Raw genomic sequence first — 18,745 nt, 5'->3', positions numbered from 1 at the left:
AGCGCAGCGCCACCCGGCGAAGGTCACATCGTCAGCGGATTACACTCTTCTCGCCGTAACATCTGACACAAGGCAATCAGCGGTAACCCCACCAGGGTGTTCGGATCCCGACCGTCCAGCTTGTCGAACAGCGCAATCCCCAGCCCCTCACTTTTAAAGCTCCCCGCGCAGTTCAGCGGACGCTCACGACGCACATAATCCATAATCTCCTGCTCGCTGAGATGACGGAAGTGTACGTCGAACGGCTCACACTCGGTTTGCAGATGGCCTGACGCGGCGTTATAGAGGGCGAGGCCCGTATAGAAGGTCACGATAGTACCGCGCGCGCGCAGAAGCTGCTGGCAGGCATTTTCCTCTGTATGCGGCTTGCCGGTGATTTCGCCGTCCAGTACGCAAACCTGATCCGAGCCTATAATCAAATGCGAAGGATAGCGTGCGGCCAGCGACTGCGCCTTCTCCTTAGCAAGACGCGTCACCAGATGGCGCGGTGACTCGCCCGGCAGTGGCGTCTCATCCACGTCTGGTGCAGCGCATTCAAACGGGATCCCAAGCTTTTCCAGCAGCATTCGGCGGTAGGGAGACGTGGAAGCAAGGACGAGATTTGGCATATTTTTATCACCAGATATAGCGTATCGATGCCAGCCATTTTAAACTACAGGCCGCAATGTGTGCGAATAATTGGCAAAAGGCAGCTCTGGTTGCCTTTTTCTTTGACTCTATGACGTTACAAAGTTAATATGCGCGCCCTATGCAAAAGGTAAAATTACCCCTGACTCTTGATCCGGTACGTACGGCTCAAAAACGCCTCGATTACGAAGGTATCTATACTTCCGATCAGGCTGAGCGTATTGCCGAATCCGTAGTCAGTGTGGACAGTGATGTAGAATGCTCCATGTCGTTCGCTATCGACAACCAGCGCCTCGCCGTTTTAACCGGTGATGCAAAGGTGACGGTAACGCTCGAGTGTCAGCGTTGCGGGAAACCGTTTGTACAGCATGTTCACACAACGTATTGTTTCAGTCCGGTTCGTTCTGACGAACAGGCTGAAGCACTCCCGGAAGCGTATGAGCCGATTGAGGTTAACGAATTCGGTGAAATCGATCTTCTGGCTCTGGTTGAAGATGAAATCATCCTCACCTTGCCAGTCGTTCCGGTGCATGATTCTGAACACTGTGAAGTGTCCGAGGCGGACATGGTCTTTGGGGAACTGCCTGATGAAGCGCAAAAACCAAACCCATTTGCCGTATTAGCCAGCTTAAAGCGTAAGTAATTGAGGAGTAAGGTCCATGGCCGTACAACAGAATAAACCAACCCGTTCCAAACGTGGCATGCGTCGTTCCCATGACGCGCTGACTGCAGTTACCAGCCTGTCTGTAGACAAGACTTCTGGTGAGAAACACCTGCGTCACCACATCACCGCTGACGGTTTCTACCGCGGCCGCAAGGTTATCACTAAGTAATCACGCGTCAGCGTGATTAGGCTTAGTGAGGAGCTCCCCGTGCAAACGGGGAACTTACCGAACCAGGCTGCGACGATACCTTGACACGTCTAACCCTGGCGTTAGATGTCATGGGGGGAGATTTTGGCCCTTCCGTGACAGTGCCTGCAGCATTGCAGGCACTGAATTCTAATTCGCAACTCACTCTTCTTTTAGTCGGCAATCCCGACGCAATCACGCCATTACTTGCAAAAGCTGACTTTGAACAACGTTCACGTCTGCAGATTATTCCTGCGCAGTCAGTTATTGCCAGTGATGCCCGACCCTCGCAGGCGATTCGCAATAGCCGCGGCAGCTCGATGCGGATAGCGCTGGAGCTGGTGAAAGAAGGACGAGCCCAGGCTTGCGTCAGCGCGGGTAATACCGGCGCGCTGATGGGACTGGCGAAATTGTTGCTCAAACCGATTGACGGTATTGAGCGCCCGGCGCTGGTGACGGTGTTGCCGCATCAGCAGAAGGGCAAGACGGTGGTGCTCGATTTGGGCGCGAATGTCGATTGTGATAGTACAATGCTGGCTCAGTTTGCCGTAATGGGATCGGTGCTGGCAGAAGAAGTGGTCGGGATCAATACTCCCCGTGTTGCGTTACTGAACATTGGTGAAGAAGAGACCAAAGGCCTGGACAGCATTCGCGAAGCAGCTGAATTGCTCAAACAGGTTCCCTCCATCAACTATATTGGTTATCTCGAAGCCAATGAGTTGTTGACGGGTAAAACGGATGTTCTGGTCTGCGATGGCTTCACCGGAAACGTAACGTTGAAGACCATGGAAGGGGTCGTGCGGATGTTTCTTTCTCTGCTGAAATCACAGGGAGAGGGCAAAAAAAGCGCCTGGTGGCTGATTTTATTGAAGCGTTGGTTACAAAAGAGCCTGACGCGGCGATTCAGTCACCTCAACCCCGACCAGTATAATGGCGCCTGTCTGTTAGGATTGCGCGGCATCGTGATTAAGAGTCATGGCGCCGCCAATCAGCGAGCATTTTCTGTCGCCATTGAACAGGCAGTGCAGGCGGTGCAGCGACAAGTCCCTCAGCGGATTGCCGCTCGCCTGGAATCTGTATTAGCTAAAAGTGACTGAGCGTACATGTATACGAAGATTTTAGGTACCGGCAGCTACCTGCCAAAACAAGTGCGTACCAACGCCGATCTGGAAAAAATGGTAGATACGTCTGACGAGTGGATTGTCACGCGCACAGGTATCCGTGAACGTCGTATCGCCGCGCCAGACGAAACCGTGTCCACCATGGGTTACGAAGCCGCACAGCGTGCTATCGAGATGGCGGGCATTGATAAAGAACAGATCGGTTTGATCGTGGTGGCCACGACGTCTGCCACGCATGCTTTCCCAAGCGCGGCATGCCAGGTGCAGAATATGCTCGGCATTAAAGGTTGCCCGGCGTTTGACGTTGCCGCTGCGTGCGCAGGTTTTACCTATGCGCTGAGCGTTGCCGATCAGTACGTGAAGTCCGGAGCCGTCAAATATGCGCTGGTGATCGGTGCTGACGTGCTGGCGCGTACCTGCGATCCAACCGATCGCGGAACGATCATTATTTTTGGTGATGGTGCGGGCGCGGTGCTGCTGGGGCAGTCCGAAGAGCCGGGTATCATCTCTACGCATCTGCATGCTGATGGCAGCTACGGTGAGCTTTTGACCCTGCCTAACGCCGATCGCGTTAATCCGGACAACTCGATTTACCTGACCATGGCAGGGAACGAGGTGTTCAAGGTGGCGGTGACTGAGCTTGCGCACATTGTTGATGAAACGCTGGAAGCGAATAACCTTGAGCGCTCCGCGCTCGACTGGCTGGTGCCGCATCAGGCGAACCTGCGTATCATCAGCGCGACCGCGAAAAAGCTGGGCATGTCGATGGATAACGTTGTGGTGACGCTGGATCGCCACGGCAACACCTCTGCGGCGTCAGTACCGTGCGCATTTGATGAAGCGGTACGCGACGGGCGAATCAAACGGGGCCAGCTGGTCTTGCTTGAAGCCTTCGGTGGCGGGTTCACCTGGGGTTCCGCGCTGGTTCGTTTCTAGGATAAGGAATAAAAAATGACGCAATTTGCTTTTGTGTTCCCGGGGCAGGGCTCTCAAACCGTTGGGATGTTGTCTGAAATGGCAGCACACTATCCGGTCATTGAAGAGACTTTCCGTGAAGCTTCTGATGCACTGGGTTATGATTTATGGGCGCTGACCCAGCAGGGCCCGGCCGAAGAACTGAACAAAACCTGGCAGACACAGCCAGCGCTGCTGACAGCGTCCGTTGCGCTGTGGCGTGTCTGGCAGCAGCAGGGCGGTAAAGCGCCAGCGCTGCTCGCGGGCCATAGTCTGGGTGAATACTCAGCGCTGGTCTGTGCCGGTGTGATCGCGTTTGCTGACGCCGTACGTCTGGTGGAACTGCGCGGTAAATTCATGCAGGAAGCGGTGCCAGAAGGCACAGGTGGCATGTCTGCTATCATCGGTCTGGATGATGCTGCGATTGCAAAAGCGTGTGAAGAATCTGCTGAAGGGCAGGTGGTTTCACCGGTTAACTTCAACTCGCCGGGCCAGGTGGTTATCGCTGGTCATAAAGAAGCGGTTGAGCGTGCCGGTGCTGCCTGTAAAGCTGCTGGCGCGAAACGCGCGCTGCCGCTGCCGGTCAGCGTGCCGTCCCACTGTGCGTTAATGAAGCCAGCCGCCGAGAAACTGGCGGTTGAGCTGGAAAAAATTACGTTTAACGCACCGACGATTGCCGTTGTGAACAACGTCGATGTGAAATGCGAAACCGCGCCGGAAGCTATCCGCGACGCACTGGTTCGCCAGCTCTACAGCCCGGTACAGTGGACCAAAACCGTTGAGTTTATGGCCGCTCAGGGCGTTGAGCATCTGTATGAAGTCGGCCCAGGGAAAGTCCTCACCGGTCTGACGAAACGTATTGTTGACACCCTGACAGCCTCGGCGATTAACGAGCCGGAAGCGATGTCAGCGGCACTCTCGCAATAAAAGAGGAATACCATGAGTTTTGAAGGAAAAATCGCCCTGGTGACTGGCGCAAGCCGCGGTATCGGGCGTGCAATTGCTGAAACACTGGTTGCGCGCGGCGCGAAGGTGATTGGTACAGCAACCAGCGAGAATGGCGCGCAGGCCATCAGCGAGTATCTGGGTGCGAACGGTAAAGGTCTGGTACTGAATGTGACCGAACCAGCATCTATCGAATCTGTTCTGGAAAATATTCGCGCAGAGTTTGGTGAAGTGGATATTCTGGTCAATAATGCCGGGATCACTCGCGACAACCTGCTGATGCGAATGAAAGATGACGAGTGGAACGATATTATCGAAACCAACCTGTCATCTGTATTCCGTCTGTCAAAAGCGGTAATGCGCGCTATGATGAAAAAGCGTCATGGTCGTATTATCACTGTTGGTTCTGTGGTTGGTACCATGGGAAATGCTGGTCAGGCTAACTACGCTGCGGCGAAAGCAGGTCTGATCGGTTTCAGTAAATCGCTGGCGCGTGAAGTCGCGTCCCGCGGGATTACTGTAAACGTTGTTGCTCCGGGCTTTATTGAAACGGACATGACGCGTGCGCTGACCGATGAGCAGCGTGCGGGTACACTGGCGGCAGTTCCGGCGGGTCGTCTTGGCGATCCTAAAGAAATCGCCAGTGCGGTTGCATTTTTAGCCTCTGACGAAGCGGGTTACATCACTGGTGAGACCCTCCACGTCAACGGCGGGATGTACATGGTTTAATCACGATCGAAAATATTTGCGTTATTAGGGCAAATGGCCTCAAAATAACGTAAAATCGTGGTAAGACCTGCCGGGATTTAGTTGCAAATTTTTCAACATTTTATACACTACGAAAACCATCGCGAAAGCGAGTTTTGATAGGAAATTTAAGAGTATGAGCACTATCGAAGAACGCGTTAAGAAAATTATCGGCGAACAGCTGGGCGTTAAGCAGGAAGAAGTTGTGAACTCCGCTTCCTTCGTTGAAGACCTGGGCGCAGATTCTCTTGACACCGTTGAGCTGGTAATGGCTCTGGAAGAAGAGTTTGATACTGAGATTCCGGACGAAGAAGCTGAGAAAATCACCACCGTTCAGGCTGCCATTGATTACATCAACGGCCACCAGGCGTAAGTGAACATCTCCAGGCGGTCATTCGACCGCCTGAGTTTTATCTTTTTTAGTCCCACGAATCTCTTTTTTTATCCCTCCCTGGAGGACAAACGTGTCTAAGCGTCGTGTAGTTGTGACCGGACTTGGCATGTTGTCTCCTGTCGGCAATACCGTAGAGTCCACCTGGAAAGCTCTCCTTGCCGGTCAGAGCGGCATCAGCCTAATCGACCATTTCGATACTAGCGCCTATGCAACGAAATTTGCTGGCTTAGTAAAGGATTTTAACTGTGAAGAGATCATCTCGCGCAAAGAACAGCGCAAGATGGATGCCTTCATTCAATATGGAATTGTCGCTGGCGTTCAGGCCATGCAGGATTCTGGCCTTGAGATTACGGAAGAGAACGCAACCCGTATCGGCGCTGCTATCGGCTCCGGGATTGGCGGTCTTGGCCTGATCGAGGAAAACCATACATCGCTGATGAATGGCGGACCGCGTAAGATCAGCCCGTTCTTCGTTCCGTCCACGATTGTTAACATGGTGGCAGGTCACCTGACCATTATGTTCGGCCTGCGTGGGCCAAGCATTTCTATCGCTACCGCGTGTACGTCTGGCGTGCATAACATCGGCCAGGCCGCGCGTATCATTGCGTACGGCGATGCAGATGCTATGGTTGCGGGCGGTGCTGAAAAAGCCAGTACCCCATTGGGTGTTGGTGGCTTTGGTGCAGCGCGTGCGCTTTCTACCCGTAACGATAATCCTCAGGCGGCGAGCCGTCCGTGGGATAAAGACCGCGATGGTTTCGTGTTGGGTGACGGCGCAGGTATGCTCGTGCTGGAAGAGTACGAACATGCGAAAAAACGCGGTGCGAAAATTTATGCTGAAGTCGTTGGCTTTGGTATGAGCAGCGATGCTTATCACATGACCTCTCCTCCGGAGAACGGTGCGGGTGCTGCGCTGGCGATGGAAAACGCGATCCGTGATGCGGGTATTACCCCAGCGCAGATTGGCTACGTTAACGCTCACGGTACCTCTACGCCAGCAGGCGACAAAGCTGAAGCGCAGGCTGTGAAGTCTATCTTCGGCGAGTCTGCCAGCCGCGTACTGGTTAGCTCCACGAAATCTATGACCGGTCACCTGCTGGGTGCTGCGGGTGCAGTAGAGTCCATCTACTCTATCCTTGCGCTGCGCGATCAGGCTGTTCCGCCAACCATCAACCTGGATAACCCGGATGAAGGTTGCGATCTGGACTTCGTTCCTCATGAAGCGCGCCAGGTTAGCGGTATGGAGTACACCCTGTGTAACTCCTTCGGCTTTGGCGGCACGAATGGTTCTCTGATCTTCAAAAAGGTCTGAGCCTGACGGCCCGAAAGCTATAAAAAAAGGTCCGCTTGCCGGGCCTTTTTTATTAAGCCTAATCTTCTTGTCGGTTGCATGGCATCCTGCCAGACTAAACGCCCACGCATAAGGAGCCACCATGTTTTTAATTAATGGCCTTGAGCAAGACACGCTGCCAGCAAGCGACAGGGCGACGCAGTTTGGCGATGGCTGCTTTACGACTGCGCGTATTCTGGAAGGCGACGTATGCTTGCTTGATGCACACCTCCGCCGTTTACAAGACGCCTGCCAGACGTTACTGATCCCTTTTACGCAGTGGGAAATTCTTGAACATGAGATGCGTCAGCTGGCGTCAGGTAAAACCAGCGGTGTCTTAAAAGTTATCATTAGCCGAGGCAGCGGTGGGCGGGGGTACAGCGGTGCCGCCTGTCAGCATCCAACACGTATTCTCTCTGTTTCAGCTTATCCTGCTCACTATGCGCGCTGGCGTGAAGAGGGCGTGACGTTGACGCTGAGCCCGGTGCGGCTGGGGCGAAACCCGATGCTTGCCGGACTAAAACATCTTAACCGCCTTGAACAGGTGCTTATTCGTACTCATCTTGAACAGACGGACGCCGATGAGGCGCTAGTCCTTGACAGCGAAGGGTTCATTACGGAATGCTGTGCGGCTAATTTACTCTGGCGGAAGGGCCGTGAGGTCTTCACCCCTTCGCTGGCGCAGGCTGGCGTTAACGGCATCATGCGCCAGTTTTGTTTGCAACAGCTGGCACATGCAGGCTTTCGCGTTGTCGAAGTAAACGCGAAGGAAGAGGCGCTGCTGTCCGCCGATGAAGTTGTGATCTGCAATGCGTTGATGCCTGTTATCGCCGTCCGTGCGTATGACCAACAACGCTGGTCTTCGCGCGAGCTGTTCCAGTTTTTAGCCCCGATATGTGAGCAAACCAGATAGTCATGAAGAAAATGTTGCGTTTTGTCCTTCTCCTTATTATTGCGCTGGGCATTGCTGGCGGAGCGGGAGTATGGAAAGTCCGCCAGCTGGCGAACAGTAAAATCTTGATTAAAGACGAGACGATTTTTACCCTGAAAGCCGGTACCGGGCGGATGGCGCTGGGCGAGCAGCTTTACGGGGATAAAATCATTAACCGTCCTCGTGTGTTCCAGTGGTTATTGCGTATTGAGCCTGACCTATCTCACTTCAAGGCCGGTACCTACCGCTTTACGCCCGGCATGACAGTCAGAGAGATGCTGCAACTGCTGGAAAGCGGTAAAGAAGCCCAGTTCCCGCTGCGTTTTGTCGAAGGGATGCGCCTGAGCGATTACCTCAAACAGCTGCGCGATGCGCCGTATATCAAACATACCCTGAAGGACGACAGCTACCAGACGGTGGCCGACGTGCTCAAGTTTGAGCATCCTGAATGGGTGGAAGGCTGGTTCTGGCCAGATACCTGGATGTATACCGCAGGCACGACCGATGTGGCGATTCTGAAGCGTGCGCACAAAAAAATGGTCGCCGCCGTGGATGCCGCCTGGGAAGGGCGAATGGATGGTTTACCTTATAAAGATCAAAATCAGTTTGTTACCATGGCCTCGATTATCGAGAAAGAGACCGCCGTTGCCGCCGAGCGCGATCGGGTGGCGTCAGTATTTATCAATCGTCTGCGCATTGGTATGCGCCTGCAAACCGACCCTACCGTCATCTACGGCATGGGAGAGAACTATACGGGCAAGATTTCCAGAAAAGATCTGGAAACGCCAACGGCGTATAATACCTACGTGATTAGCGGTTTACCGCCTGGCCCGATTGCCACGCCGAGCGAGGCTTCTCTCAAAGCCGCCGCGCACCCGGCGAAAACACCGTATCTCTATTTTGTGGCTGATGGAAAAGGGGGGCATACCTTTAACACCAACCTTGCCAGCCACAATCGCTCTGTTCAGGACTATCTGAAGGCACTTAAGGAAAAAAATGCGCAGTAAATACATTGTCATTGAGGGACTCGAAGGGGCGGGTAAAACCACTGCCCGCAACGTAGTGGTGGATACGCTGAAATCGCTTGGCGTCGCCGACATGGTCTTCACCCGCGAGCCGGGCGGTACACAACTTGCGGAGAAACTGCGCAGCCTGGTGCTGGATATTAAATCCGTTGGCGACGAAGTTATCACTGACAAAGCCGAAGTGTTGATGTTCTACGCGGCGCGCGTACAGCTGGTTGAGACGGTGATCAAACCCGCGTTGGCCGAGGGTAAATGGGTGATCGGCGATCGCCACGATCTGTCGACTCAGGCCTACCAGGGCGGGGGACGCGGTATTGACCAGACGATGCTGGCAACGCTGCGCGATGCCGTACTGGGTGATTTTCGCCCCGACCTGACCCTCTATCTGGATGTTACGCCGGAAGTGGGCCTCAAACGCGCCCGCGCGCGCGGCGAGCTGGACCGCATTGAACAAGAGTCCTTTGATTTCTTTAACCGCACCCGTGCGCGCTATCTTGAGCTGGCGGCACAGGATAGCGCTATTCGTACCATCGATGCGACGCAGTCGCTGGATGACGTCACGCACAACATCCAGCAGACCGTTACGCAGTGGGTACAGGAGCAGCAGGCATGAAATGGTATCCATGGTTGCGTCCGCACTTTGAGCAGCTGATCGGCAGCTATCAGGCGGGGCGGGGGCATCATGCGTTACTGATTCAGGCATTGCCAGGGATGGGGGATGAGGCGTTAATTTATGCCCTCACCCGTTTTCTGATGTGCCAGCAGCCGGAAGGGCACAAAAGCTGTGGTAAGTGCCGCGGCTGCCAGCTGATGCAGGCGGGCACACATCCTGACTACTACACCCTTGAGCCTGAGAAGGGCAAGAGCGCGCTGGGTATTGATGCCGTGCGTGAGGTCAGTGAAAAATTGTACGAACATGCGCGTCTGGGTGGCGCTAAGGTCGTCTTGCTCAAAGACGCCACCCTGCTGACCGAGGCGGCGGCTAACGCCCTGCTTAAGACTCTTGAAGAGCCGCCGGAAAAAACGTGGTTTTTCCTCTCGTGCCGCGATCCGGGACGATTGCTGGCGACGTTGCGCAGCCGCTGCCGTCTTCATCACCTTGCGGTGCCTCAGGAATCATGGGCGCTGAGCTGGCTGGAGCGAGAGGTGACAACGTCACCAGAAAGTGCGCTGTCCGCCTTGCGCCTGAGTAGCGGCGCGCCCGCGGCGGCGCTGGCCTTGCTGCAACCTGACGTCTGGTCACAGCGAGAAGCGCTCTGCCGGGCCGTTGAAGCGGCGCTGAATAACAACGACTGGCTAAGCTTACTCCCGACACTTAACAGCGATAGTGCCGTTGAGCGTCTGCACTGGCTGGCCGCGTTGCTGCTGGATGCCCTTAAAATTCAGCAAGGGGCAACGCTGCTGACTAACCCTGACGCGTGGCCACTGGTGAGTACGCTGGCGAACCGCCTCTCCGGCGCGATTCTTCACGCGATGCTTCATGAAGTTTGCCAGAGCCGCGAACAGCTTTTAACCGTGACGGGGCTTAATCGCGAGCTTTTACTGACCGACCAGTTACTGCGTATTGAACATTACCTGCAACCCGGCGTCACACCGCCAGTTTCCCATCTCTGAGAGAGACATTATGTTTTTAGTCGACTCACACTGCCATCTTGATGGCCTGGATTATCAATCCCTGCATAAAAACGTGGATGACGTGCTGGAAAAAGCCGCTGCCCGCGATGTGAAATTCTGCCTTGCGGTGGCGACGACGCTGCCGGGTTATCGCACCATGCGTGAGCTGGTGGGCGTTCGCGACAACGTGGTGTTCTCCTGCGGCGTGCATCCGCTGAATCAGGACGAGGCGTATGACGTTGAGGAACTGCGCCGACTGGCAGCAGAAGAGGGCGTGGTGGCGATGGGGGAGACCGGCCTGGACTATTTTTACACGCCGGAAACGAAACCGCGGCAGCAGGAGTCCTTCCGCCATCATATCCGCATTGGCCGCGAACTGAACAAGCCGGTCATTGTGCATACCCGCGATGCGCGTGCCGACACCCTGGCGATCCTTCGGGAAGAAAACGTGACGGATTGCGGTGGCGTACTACACTGTTTCACAGAAGACAGAGAAACGGCGGGTAAACTGCTTGATTTAGGGTTTTATATTTCGTTTTCCGGGATCGTGACGTTCCGTAACGCTGAGCAGCTCCGGGATGCCGCGCGTTATGTTCCGCTCGATCGCATTCTGGTGGAGACAGACTCTCCGTATCTGGCCCCGGTACCGCATCGCGGTAAAGAGAACCAACCGGCGATGACGCGAGACGTGGCTGAGTACATGGCCGTACTGAAGGGCGTCAGCATCGAAGAGCTGGCCCGCGTGACGACGGAAAACTTCTCAACGCTGTTCCATATCGACCCCGCCCGCCTGCAATCTGTCTGATACACCTGTTTTTTTTAGGCTCGTAATTAATAAATAAAACGAGTAAAGTTCACCGCCTCATTTGGGGCGGTGAGGGTGTTTTTAGACACATCCGGACATGCTTTTTGTAAATAACTGAAAGTTTTTCGACCGCCTTAAGCTGAAACGTGATAGCCGTCAAACAAACTCAGAGGGAATTATTTTACTCTGTGTAATAAATAAAGGGCGCTTAGATGTCCTGTCCACGGCACGGTACTCCCCCCGGGCCAATGCGTGAAAGCGTAAAAAAAGCACAAATACTCAGGAGCACTCTCAATTATGTTTAAGAATGCATTTGCTAACCTGCAAAAGGTCGGTAAATCGCTGATGCTGCCAGTATCCGTACTGCCTATCGCAGGTATCCTGCTGGGTGTCGGTTCTGCTAACTTCAGCTGGCTGCCAGCCGTAGTGTCCCATGTGATGGCCGAAGCAGGCGGTTCTGTCTTTGCTAACATGCCACTGATCTTCGCGATCGGTGTGGCTCTGGGCTTCACCAATAACGACGGCGTATCTGCGCTGGCTGCAGTGGTTGCTTACGGCATCATGGTGAAAACCATGGCTGTGGTTGCGCCGCTGGTTCTGCATTTACCGGCAGAAGAGATCGCCGCGAAACACCTGGCGGACACCGGTGTTCTGGGCGGTATCATTTCCGGTGCGATTGCAGCGTACATGTTCAACCGCTTCTATCGCATCAAGCTGCCTGAGTACCTGGGCTTCTTCGCGGGCAAGCGTTTCGTTCCGATCATCTCTGGTCTGGCAGCGATTTTCACTGGCGTGATCCTGTCCTTCATCTGGCCACCAATCGGCTCCGCTATCCAGACCTTCTCTCAGTGGGCTGCTTACCAGAACCCGGTTGTGGCGTTTGGTATCTACGGCTTCATCGAGCGTTGCCTGGTGCCATTCGGTCTGCACCACATCTGGAACGTTCCATTCCAGATGCAGATTGGTGAATTCACCAACGCAGCAGGCCAGGTATTCCACGGCGATATCCCACGTTACATGGCGGGTGACCCAACTGCAGGTAAACTGTCTGGTGGCTTCCTGTTCAAAATGTACGGTCTTCCAGCAGCGGCGATTGCTATCTGGCACTCTGCTAAGCCAGAGAACCGTGCAAAAGTGGGCGGTATCATGATCTCCGCAGCGCTGACCTCGTTCCTGACCGGTATCACCGAGCCGATCGAGTTCTCCTTCATGTTCGTTGCGCCGATCCTGTACGTTATCCACGCGATTCTGGCGGGCCTGGCGTTCCCAATCTGTATTCTGCTGGGTATGCGTGACGGTACGTCCTTCTCTCACGGTCTGATCGACTTCATCGTTCTGTCCGGTAACAGCAGCAAACTGTGGCTGTTCCCAATCGTGGGTGCGTGCTACGCCGTTGTTTACTACACCATCTTCCGCGTGCTGATTAAAGCACTGGACCTGAAAACCCCAGGCCGTGAAGATGCGACAGAAGACAGCAAAGCGGGCGCGACCAGCGAAATGGCTCCGGCACTGGTTGCCGCCTTCGGCGGTAAAGAGAACATCACTAACCTGGACGCGTGCATCACTCGTCTGCGTGTGAGCGTTGCCGACGTCGCGAAAGTAGACCAGCCGGGTCTGAAAAAACTGGGCGCAGCGGGCGTGGTTGTTGCAGGTTCTGGTGTACAGGCAATTTTCGGTACGAAATCCGATAACCTGAAAACCGAAATGGATGAATACATCCGCAACAACTAAGCTGTGACCTGGGGAGACTAAGGCAGCCGAATGGCTGCCTTTTTTATTTCTGTCTTAAAAAAATGCAGCAGCACGCTTTAACGGTCACTCTTCGTTCAGCTGATGAACATTCAGGAAAGAAATCGAGGGAGGAGGTTGAAAGGACAGGAGAAACTCGCTCATACTCTTGAATTGTGTCACGCACTCAACCAGAGCGTGTGTTAACAGCAATTGCTCGCGCCAGATTAAACAAAAAAGGAAAAGGTCATGGCTGAAGAAACGATTTTCAGTAAAATTATCCGTCGCGAAATCCCGTCGGATATCGTCTATCAGGATGAACTGGTAACGGCTTTCCGGGATATTTCCCCTCAGGCCCCGACGCACGTCCTTATCATTCCCAATATTCTGATTCCGACCGTAAACGACGTAAAAACCGAGCATGAAGTGGCGTTAGGTCGTATGCTGACGGTGGCCGCGAAAATCGCTGAACAGGAAGGCATTGCAGAAGACGGTTACCGTCTGATCATGAACTGCAACCGTCATGGTGGTCAGGAAGTTTATCATATTCACATGCATCTGCTGGGTGGACGTCCTCTGGGGCCGATGCTGGCACATAAAGGTCTTTGATATGCGTAAAGGGCGTATTGCAGCGCTGGTATTGACGATGATGATTGTGGGGTGCAGCTCGCGCCCGGCGATCCCCGTGAATGATGAACAGACGCTGGTGATGGAATCCTCCGTGCTTGCCGCGGGCATCACGGCGCAACAACCCGTGCTGACCATCAGTGAAATCAATTCCTCTGCCTCCTCTACGCTCTTTAATGAAAGACATGAACCCGTGACGGTCCACTACCGTTTTTTCTGGTATGACGTAAGAGGTCTTGAAATGCATCCGCTGGAGGCGCCGCGCAGCGTCACCATTCCGGCCAGATCGTCGGTAACGCTCTATGGCAGCGCCAACTATCTGGGTGCGCATAAGGTGAGACTTTATCTTTATCTCTAAGGGGTGAACCTTGATTAAAAACTTGAGCCGCTATGCGCTCGTGACAGCTTTCGCGCTGTTCCTGGCGGGGTGTGTGACCCGAACTGAACAGCCAGCGCCTGTGGAAGAGGCGAAACCGGGCACTGAACAGCCGACACAGCCAACGCAGCCGCAGCCAACCGTGCCGTCTGTGCCGTCTATTCCGTCACAGCCTGGCCCGATTGAGCATCCGGACCAGACGTCGCAGCCCACGCCGCGCGTGCGCCATTACGACTGGAACGGCGCAATGCAGCCCATGGTCGGCAAAATGCTGCAGGCACAGGGCGTGACGGCAGGTAGCGTGTTGCTGGTTGATAGCGTAAACAACCGTACCAACGGTTCGCTGAACGCGGGTGAAGCGACAGAAACGCTGCGCAATGCGCTGGCAAACAACGGTAAGTTTACGCTGGTCTCGGCTCAGCAACTCGCGGTAGCCAAACAGCAGCTGGGCCTGTCGCCGCAGGATAGCCTCGGCACACGCAGCAAGGCGATCGGCATTGCCCGTAACGTTGGCGCACAGTATGTGCTGTACTCTAACGCCACCGGTAACGTGAATACACCGGCCCTGCAGATGCAGCTGATGCTGGTTCAGACAGGCGAAATTATCTGGTCAGGTAAAGGTGCGGTTACGCAACAATGACAGCACGCGTGAAGAGATTCTGACGCGCTATTTTCCCCAGTACCGCCTTATCGCGCCGCAGGCCCACTCCGGGCTTGGCGGCGCGAGTTGCATTATAGCGCAGGGGGAACGACGCCTGGTCTTGCGGCAACATCACGACCCCTATGCGCCTGCCTCCCATTTCCGTCGTCAGTTTCGCGCCCTGAGGCGCCTTCCGTCAGATCTCGTGCCTGCCCCCCGTTTTTTCAGAGAGGGCTGGATGGCCGTCGACTATCTGGACGGTGACGTGAAAAGCGCGCTGCCGGACACGCCGACGCTCGCGGCAATGCTGTATCATCTGCACCGACAGCCACGTCTGGGATGGCGAATCACGCTATACCCGCTGCTTGAACGCTACTGGCAGCAGGCCGCGCCTGACAGACGCACTCCAGTGTGGCTGGCACATCTCAAGCGGTTGCGTAAAGCAGGCGAGCCGCAGCCGATTCGGCTCTCGCCGCTGCACATGGACGTTCATGCGGGAAATATTGTGCATACGCCGGGGGGCGTCAGGCTCATCGACTGGGAATACGCCGGAGATGGCGATGTGGCGCTGGAGCTGGCAGCAGTCTGGACGGAGAGTGACGACGCGCGGCAGACGCTTATCAGGAACTACGCCGAGGTGGCGCACATTGACGCCGACGCGCTCAGGCGTCAGGTCAAACGCTGGCGGCCATGGGTCGTCATGTTAATGGCTGGCTGGTTTGAAATGCGCTATCAGCAGTCAAGAGACAAACATTTTATTGCGCTGGCAGACGATGCCTGGCGTCAGTTATAAACGAAAGGATAAGAGAGGTGGATGTGGGTCCAGTCATGTTGGATGTAGAAGGGTTTGAACTGGATGCGGAGGAGCGTGAAATTCTGGCGCATCCGCTGGTGGGGGGCCTGATCCTGTTTACCCGCAACTATCACGATCCGGCGCAGCTGCGCGAGCTGGTGCGTCAGATCCGCGCCGCGTCGCGCAACCATCTGGTGGTCGCCGTCGATCAGGAAGGCGGACGCGTGCAGCGTTTTCGCGAAGGTTTTACCCGCCTGCCGGCAGCCCAGTCTTTTGCCGCGCTGCTGGGCACGGAAGAGGGCGGGATACTGGCGCAGGAGGCCGGCTGGCTGATGGCCAGTGAAATGATTGCCATGGATATCGACATCAGTTTTGCCCCGGTTCTGGACGTGGGGCATATCAGCGCCGCCATTGGCGAGCGCTCGTACCATGACGATCCGCGCATTGCGCTGGCCATGGCGACCCGCTTCATTGACGGCATGCACGATGCCGGGATGAAAACCACCGGGAAACACTTCCCTGGCCACGGGGCGGTAACGGCGGACTCGCATAAAGAGACCCCGCGCGATCCGCGTCCGGAAGCAGAAATTCGCGCCAAAGATATGTCGGTGTTCAGGTCGCTTATCACCGACAACAAGCTGGATGCCATCATGCCTGCGCACGTGATTTACAGCGACGTTGATCCGCGTCCTGCCAGCGGCTCTCCGCACTGGCTGAAAACCGTTCTGCGTCAGGAGCTGGGCTTCAACGGCGTGATTTTCTCTGACGATCTATCAATGGAAGGGGCGGCGATTATGGGCAGCTACGCTGAACGCGGTCAGGCGTCGCTGGATGCAGGTTGCGATATGATCCTGGTCTGCAATAATCGTAAAGGTGCCGTTAGCGTGCTGGATAACCTGTCGCCGATCAATGCAGAGCGTGTTACACAATTGTATCATAAAGGTTCATTTAGCCGTCAGGAGCTGATGGATTCGGCGCGCTGGAAGACGGTCAACGCCCGGCTTGAAGACCTGAATGAGCGCTGGCAGGCACATAAAGCCAGCCTGTAAACCCTCCCGGAAGGCGTAGCGTGGTGAGAAGACGATGATCATCTATTTACACGGTTTTGACTCAAACAGTCCTGGTAATCATGAGAAGGTGCTGCAGCTGCAGTTTATCGATCCGGATGTCCGGTTGATCAGCTACAGCACGCGCCATCCGAAGCATGATATGCAGCACCTGCTCAAAGAGGTGGATAAGATGTTGCAGCTCAACGTCGACGATCGGCCGTTGATTTGCGGCGTGGGGCTGGGCGGCTACTGGGCGGAGCGGATTGGCTTCCTGTGCGACATCCGCCAGGTCGTATTCAATCCCAACCTTTTCCCGAACGAGAATATGGAAGGCAAGATTGACCGCCCGGAAGAGTATGTCGATATTGCGACCAAGTGCGTCAGCAATTTTCGGGAGAAAAACCGTGACCGCTGCCTGGTGATCCTGTCGCGTAACGATGAGGCGCTCAACAGCCACCGGGCGGCAGAACTGCTGCATCATTACTATGAAATTGTCTGGGACGAAGAACAGACCCACAAGTTTAAGAATATCTCCCCGCATCTGCAGCGCATCAAAGCCTTTAAAACGCTGGGCTAAACCACAGCCTGCCACTTCAGAAACCCGGTCGCGAACGCGCACCGGGTTTCTTTTTGTCCAGAATTGTCTACTTTTAAGCCATCAAAACTTGATGCATATCAATTTTGGTATGACCAATGCGCCTGACGTGGTATTCTCAATGCACCTGAATGGTTTCAGTGCTGTAACCTGTTGTTAATTAAGGGTTATTTTTATAACTTTTAATTAACAATTGGTTAATAATTTGAGGGGGTCACGTTGACTACGCCATTGAAAAAGATAGTGATTGTAGGCGGTGGTGCTGGCGGGCTGGAGCTGGCGACACAGTTGGGTAAGAAGCTGGGGCGCGGTAAAAAAGCCAAAATCACGCTGGTGGATCGTAACCACAGCCACCTGTGGAAACCGCTGCTGCACGAAGTGGCGACCGGCTCTCTGGATGAGGGCGTGGACGCGCTCAGCTATCTGGCACACGCGCGCAACCATCATTTCCAGTTCCAGCTGGGCTCGGTGGTGGACATCAACCGTGAAAGCAAAACCATCACTCTGGCAGAACTGCGTGATGAAAAAGGGGAGCTGTTGGTTCCTGAGCGCAAGCTGCCGTACGACACCCTGGTCATGGCGCTGGGCAGTACCTCCAACGACTTCAACACGCCGGGCGTGAAAGAGCACTGTATCTTCCTCGATAACCCGCACCAGGCGCGTCGTTTCCATCAGGAAATGCTGAACCTGTTCCTGAAGTACACCAGCAATATGGGTGCGAACGGTAAGGTCAATATCGCCATTGTCGGCGGCGGTGCGACGGGTGTTGAGCTGTCCGCTGAGCTGCACAATGCGGTGAAGCAGCTGCACAGCTACGGTTACAAAGGGTTAACGAACGAAGCGCTGAACGTCACGCTGGTCGAAGCCGGTGAACGCATTCTGCCTGCGCTGCCTCCGCGTATTTCCGGTGCGGCGCACAATGAACTCACCAAGCTGGGCGTGCGGGTGCTGACGCAGACCATGGTGACCAGCGCCGACGAAGGCGGCCTGCACACCAAAGACGGCGAGTATATCAAAGCGGATCTGATGGTCTGGGCGGCAGGTATCAAAGCGCCTGACTTTATGAAAGATATCGGCGGCCTGGAAACCAACCGCATTAATCAGCTGGTCACGGAGCCAACGCTGCAAACCACGCGTGACCCTGAAATCTTTGCTATCGGTGACTGCGCCTCCTGCGCCCGTCCTGAAGGTGGATTCGTGCCGCCGCGCGCCCAGGCTGCACACCAGATGGCAAGCCTGGTCCTGCACAACATTCTGGCGCAGTACAAAGGCAAGCCAATGAAGGCCTATGTTTACAAAGACCACGGTTCTCTGGTGTCTCTGTCAAACTTCTCAACCGTCGGCAGCCTGATGGGCAACCTGATGCGCGGCTCGATGATGGTAGAAGGGCGCATTGCCCGCTTCGTGTACATCTCCCTGTACCGTATGCACCAGATTGCGCTGCACGGCTACTTCAAAACCGGGCTGATGATGCTGGTGGGCAGAATCAACCGCGTGATCCGTCCGCGTCTGAAGCTGCACTAATCTTTCACTCCCTCCGGGCTCTCCGGAGGGAGTTTTTAGCATTTCATGCTGTAGATCACAGTTTGACTG

22 protein-coding genes are annotated in these 18,745 nt (G+C 55.0%); 21 read left to right on the top strand and 1 reads right to left on the bottom strand.

Features of this window, described 5'->3' with window-relative positions:
- Positions 1-23: 23 nt before the first annotated feature.
- The gene (locus LLF79_RS06500) at positions 24-608 is read right to left on the bottom strand and encodes a nucleoside triphosphate pyrophosphatase (RefSeq protein WP_032676812.1); all 585 of its coding nucleotides are present in this window, start codon (positions 606-608) and stop codon (positions 24-26) included.
- Positions 609-748: 140 nt separating this feature from the next.
- Between LLF79_RS06500 and yceD the strand changes: the two genes are divergently transcribed.
- The 21 genes from yceD to LLF79_RS06395 all read left to right on the top strand — a co-directional run bounded on the left by yceD (position 749) and on the right by LLF79_RS06395 (position 18,676).
- Positions 749-1,270 carry a 23S rRNA accumulation protein YceD gene (gene yceD, locus LLF79_RS06495; RefSeq protein ID WP_014883375.1) on the top strand — a complete coding sequence of 174 codons (522 nt, stop codon included), beginning with the start codon at positions 749-751 and terminating at the stop codon, positions 1,268-1,270.
- A 16-nt stretch (positions 1,271-1,286) separates the two neighbouring features.
- Complete coding sequence (gene rpmF / locus LLF79_RS06490; RefSeq protein ID WP_003857964.1) at positions 1,287-1,460, top strand: 50S ribosomal protein L32; 174 nt, start codon at positions 1,287-1,289, stop codon at positions 1,458-1,460.
- An 80-nt stretch (positions 1,461-1,540) separates the two neighbouring features.
- Positions 1,541-2,575 carry a phosphate acyltransferase PlsX gene (plsX, locus tag LLF79_RS06485; protein WP_021240758.1) on the top strand — a complete coding sequence of 345 codons (1,035 nt, stop codon included), beginning with the start codon at positions 1,541-1,543 and terminating at the stop codon, positions 2,573-2,575.
- Between the two features lie 6 nt (positions 2,576-2,581).
- Positions 2,582-3,535, top strand: coding sequence for a beta-ketoacyl-ACP synthase III (locus tag LLF79_RS06480; protein WP_008500797.1), 954 nt, complete (start codon positions 2,582-2,584; stop codon positions 3,533-3,535).
- A gap of 15 nt (positions 3,536-3,550) precedes the next feature.
- Positions 3,551-4,480 carry an ACP S-malonyltransferase gene (gene fabD / locus LLF79_RS06475; protein WP_008500796.1) on the top strand — a complete coding sequence of 310 codons (930 nt, stop codon included), beginning with the start codon at positions 3,551-3,553 and terminating at the stop codon, positions 4,478-4,480.
- A gap of 12 nt (positions 4,481-4,492) precedes the next feature.
- A complete protein-coding gene (gene fabG / locus LLF79_RS06470; RefSeq protein WP_008500795.1) occupies positions 4,493-5,227 on the top strand; it encodes a 3-oxoacyl-ACP reductase FabG in 735 nt (244 codons plus the stop codon).
- Positions 5,228-5,381: 154 nt separating this feature from the next.
- Positions 5,382-5,618 (top strand): acyl carrier protein, encoded by a 237-nt coding sequence (acpP, locus tag LLF79_RS06465; protein ID WP_003857954.1) that lies wholly within the window; start codon positions 5,382-5,384, stop codon positions 5,616-5,618.
- Positions 5,619-5,709: 91 nt separating this feature from the next.
- Entirely contained in the window at positions 5,710-6,951 is a 1,242-nt protein-coding gene (fabF, locus tag LLF79_RS06460) for a beta-ketoacyl-ACP synthase II (protein ID WP_008500794.1), read from the top strand.
- 121 nt (positions 6,952-7,072) lie between these two features.
- Complete coding sequence (gene pabC / locus LLF79_RS06455) at positions 7,073-7,882, top strand: aminodeoxychorismate lyase (RefSeq protein WP_045352899.1); 810 nt, start codon at positions 7,073-7,075, stop codon at positions 7,880-7,882.
- Between the two features lie 2 nt (positions 7,883-7,884).
- Positions 7,885-8,907 carry a cell division protein YceG gene (gene yceG / locus LLF79_RS06450; protein ID WP_025911808.1) on the top strand — a complete coding sequence of 341 codons (1,023 nt, stop codon included), beginning with the start codon at positions 7,885-7,887 and terminating at the stop codon, positions 8,905-8,907.
- Positions 8,897-9,538 carry a dTMP kinase gene (gene tmk, locus LLF79_RS06445; RefSeq protein WP_008500791.1) on the top strand — a complete coding sequence of 214 codons (642 nt, stop codon included), beginning with the start codon at positions 8,897-8,899 and terminating at the stop codon, positions 9,536-9,538. The genes yceG and tmk overlap by 11 nt, the downstream gene beginning before the upstream one ends.
- Positions 9,535-10,539 carry a DNA polymerase III subunit delta' gene (gene holB, locus LLF79_RS06440; RefSeq protein ID WP_008500790.1) on the top strand — a complete coding sequence of 335 codons (1,005 nt, stop codon included), beginning with the start codon at positions 9,535-9,537 and terminating at the stop codon, positions 10,537-10,539. Before tmk ends, holB begins: the two co-directional genes overlap by 4 nt.
- A gap of 10 nt (positions 10,540-10,549) precedes the next feature.
- Positions 10,550-11,344: a metal-dependent hydrolase gene (locus LLF79_RS06435; RefSeq protein WP_008500789.1), complete on the top strand. Its 795-nt coding sequence runs from the start codon at positions 10,550-10,552 to the stop codon at positions 11,342-11,344.
- A 297-nt stretch (positions 11,345-11,641) separates the two neighbouring features.
- Positions 11,642-13,075: a PTS glucose transporter subunit IIBC gene (gene ptsG, locus LLF79_RS06430; protein ID WP_008500788.1), complete on the top strand. Its 1,434-nt coding sequence runs from the start codon at positions 11,642-11,644 to the stop codon at positions 13,073-13,075.
- A 246-nt stretch (positions 13,076-13,321) separates the two neighbouring features.
- Positions 13,322-13,681, top strand: coding sequence for a purine nucleoside phosphoramidase (hinT, locus tag LLF79_RS06425; protein ID WP_008500786.1), 360 nt, complete (start codon positions 13,322-13,324; stop codon positions 13,679-13,681).
- Position 13,682: 1 nt separating this feature from the next.
- Positions 13,683-14,057, top strand: a complete 375-nt coding sequence (locus tag LLF79_RS06420) for a YcfL family protein (RefSeq protein WP_008500785.1) — start codon at positions 13,683-13,685, stop codon at positions 14,055-14,057.
- A 10-nt stretch (positions 14,058-14,067) separates the two neighbouring features.
- Entirely contained in the window at positions 14,068-14,715 is a 648-nt protein-coding gene (gene lpoB / locus LLF79_RS06415) for a penicillin-binding protein activator LpoB (protein WP_008500784.1), read from the top strand.
- Complete coding sequence (gene thiK / locus LLF79_RS06410; RefSeq protein ID WP_227879284.1) at positions 14,696-15,508, top strand: thiamine kinase; 813 nt, start codon at positions 14,696-14,698, stop codon at positions 15,506-15,508. Before lpoB ends, thiK begins: the two co-directional genes overlap by 20 nt.
- 23 nt (positions 15,509-15,531) lie before the next feature.
- Positions 15,532-16,557, top strand: a complete 1,026-nt coding sequence (gene nagZ / locus LLF79_RS06405; protein WP_045910608.1) for a beta-N-acetylhexosaminidase — start codon at positions 15,532-15,534, stop codon at positions 16,555-16,557.
- A gap of 34 nt (positions 16,558-16,591) precedes the next feature.
- Positions 16,592-17,134 (top strand): alpha/beta hydrolase YcfP, encoded by a 543-nt coding sequence (gene ycfP / locus LLF79_RS06400; RefSeq protein ID WP_008500781.1) that lies wholly within the window; start codon positions 16,592-16,594, stop codon positions 17,132-17,134.
- 237 nt (positions 17,135-17,371) lie between these two features.
- The gene (locus LLF79_RS06395; protein ID WP_008500780.1) at positions 17,372-18,676 is read left to right on the top strand and encodes an NAD(P)/FAD-dependent oxidoreductase; all 1,305 of its coding nucleotides are present in this window, start codon (positions 17,372-17,374) and stop codon (positions 18,674-18,676) included.
- Positions 18,677-18,745: the final 69 nt, after the last annotated feature.

Source organism: Enterobacter cloacae complex sp. 2021EL-01169 (genome assembly GCF_020733125.1).
GTDB lineage: Bacteria > Pseudomonadota > Gammaproteobacteria > Enterobacterales > Enterobacteriaceae > Enterobacter > Enterobacter roggenkampii.
Note: the sequence above shows the minus strand (reverse complement) of the source record. Positions and strands in the feature narration are given on the sequence as shown.

What these genes read in the sequence shown, in the direction of transcription:
- LLF79_RS06420 (WP_008500785.1), top strand. Translation starts at nt 13,683, where the DNA reads ATGCGTAAAGGGCGTATTGCAGCGCTGGTATTGACGATGATGATTGTG.
- rpmF (WP_003857964.1), top strand. Translation starts at nt 1,287, where the DNA reads ATGGCCGTACAACAGAATAAACCAACCCGTTCCAAACGTGGCATGCGT.
- yceG (WP_025911808.1), top strand. Translation starts at nt 7,885, where the DNA reads ATGAAGAAAATGTTGCGTTTTGTCCTTCTCCTTATTATTGCGCTGGGC.
- fabG (WP_008500795.1), top strand. Translation starts at nt 4,493, where the DNA reads ATGAGTTTTGAAGGAAAAATCGCCCTGGTGACTGGCGCAAGCCGCGGT.
- hinT (WP_008500786.1), top strand. Translation starts at nt 13,322, where the DNA reads ATGGCTGAAGAAACGATTTTCAGTAAAATTATCCGTCGCGAAATCCCG.
- pabC (WP_045352899.1), top strand. Translation starts at nt 7,073, where the DNA reads ATGTTTTTAATTAATGGCCTTGAGCAAGACACGCTGCCAGCAAGCGAC.
- LLF79_RS06435 (WP_008500789.1), top strand. Translation starts at nt 10,550, where the DNA reads ATGTTTTTAGTCGACTCACACTGCCATCTTGATGGCCTGGATTATCAA.
- holB (WP_008500790.1), top strand. Translation starts at nt 9,535, where the DNA reads ATGAAATGGTATCCATGGTTGCGTCCGCACTTTGAGCAGCTGATCGGC.
- LLF79_RS06480 (WP_008500797.1), top strand. Translation starts at nt 2,582, where the DNA reads ATGTATACGAAGATTTTAGGTACCGGCAGCTACCTGCCAAAACAAGTG.
- ptsG (WP_008500788.1), top strand. Translation starts at nt 11,642, where the DNA reads ATGTTTAAGAATGCATTTGCTAACCTGCAAAAGGTCGGTAAATCGCTG.
- ycfP (WP_008500781.1), top strand. Translation starts at nt 16,592, where the DNA reads ATGATCATCTATTTACACGGTTTTGACTCAAACAGTCCTGGTAATCAT.
- yceD (WP_014883375.1), top strand. Translation starts at nt 749, where the DNA reads ATGCAAAAGGTAAAATTACCCCTGACTCTTGATCCGGTACGTACGGCT.
- fabD (WP_008500796.1), top strand. Translation starts at nt 3,551, where the DNA reads ATGACGCAATTTGCTTTTGTGTTCCCGGGGCAGGGCTCTCAAACCGTT.
- LLF79_RS06500 (WP_032676812.1), bottom strand. Translation starts at nt 608, where the DNA reads ATGCCAAATCTCGTCCTTGCTTCCACGTCTCCCTACCGCCGAATGCTG.
- tmk (WP_008500791.1), top strand. Translation starts at nt 8,897, where the DNA reads ATGCGCAGTAAATACATTGTCATTGAGGGACTCGAAGGGGCGGGTAAA.
- acpP (WP_003857954.1), top strand. Translation starts at nt 5,382, where the DNA reads ATGAGCACTATCGAAGAACGCGTTAAGAAAATTATCGGCGAACAGCTG.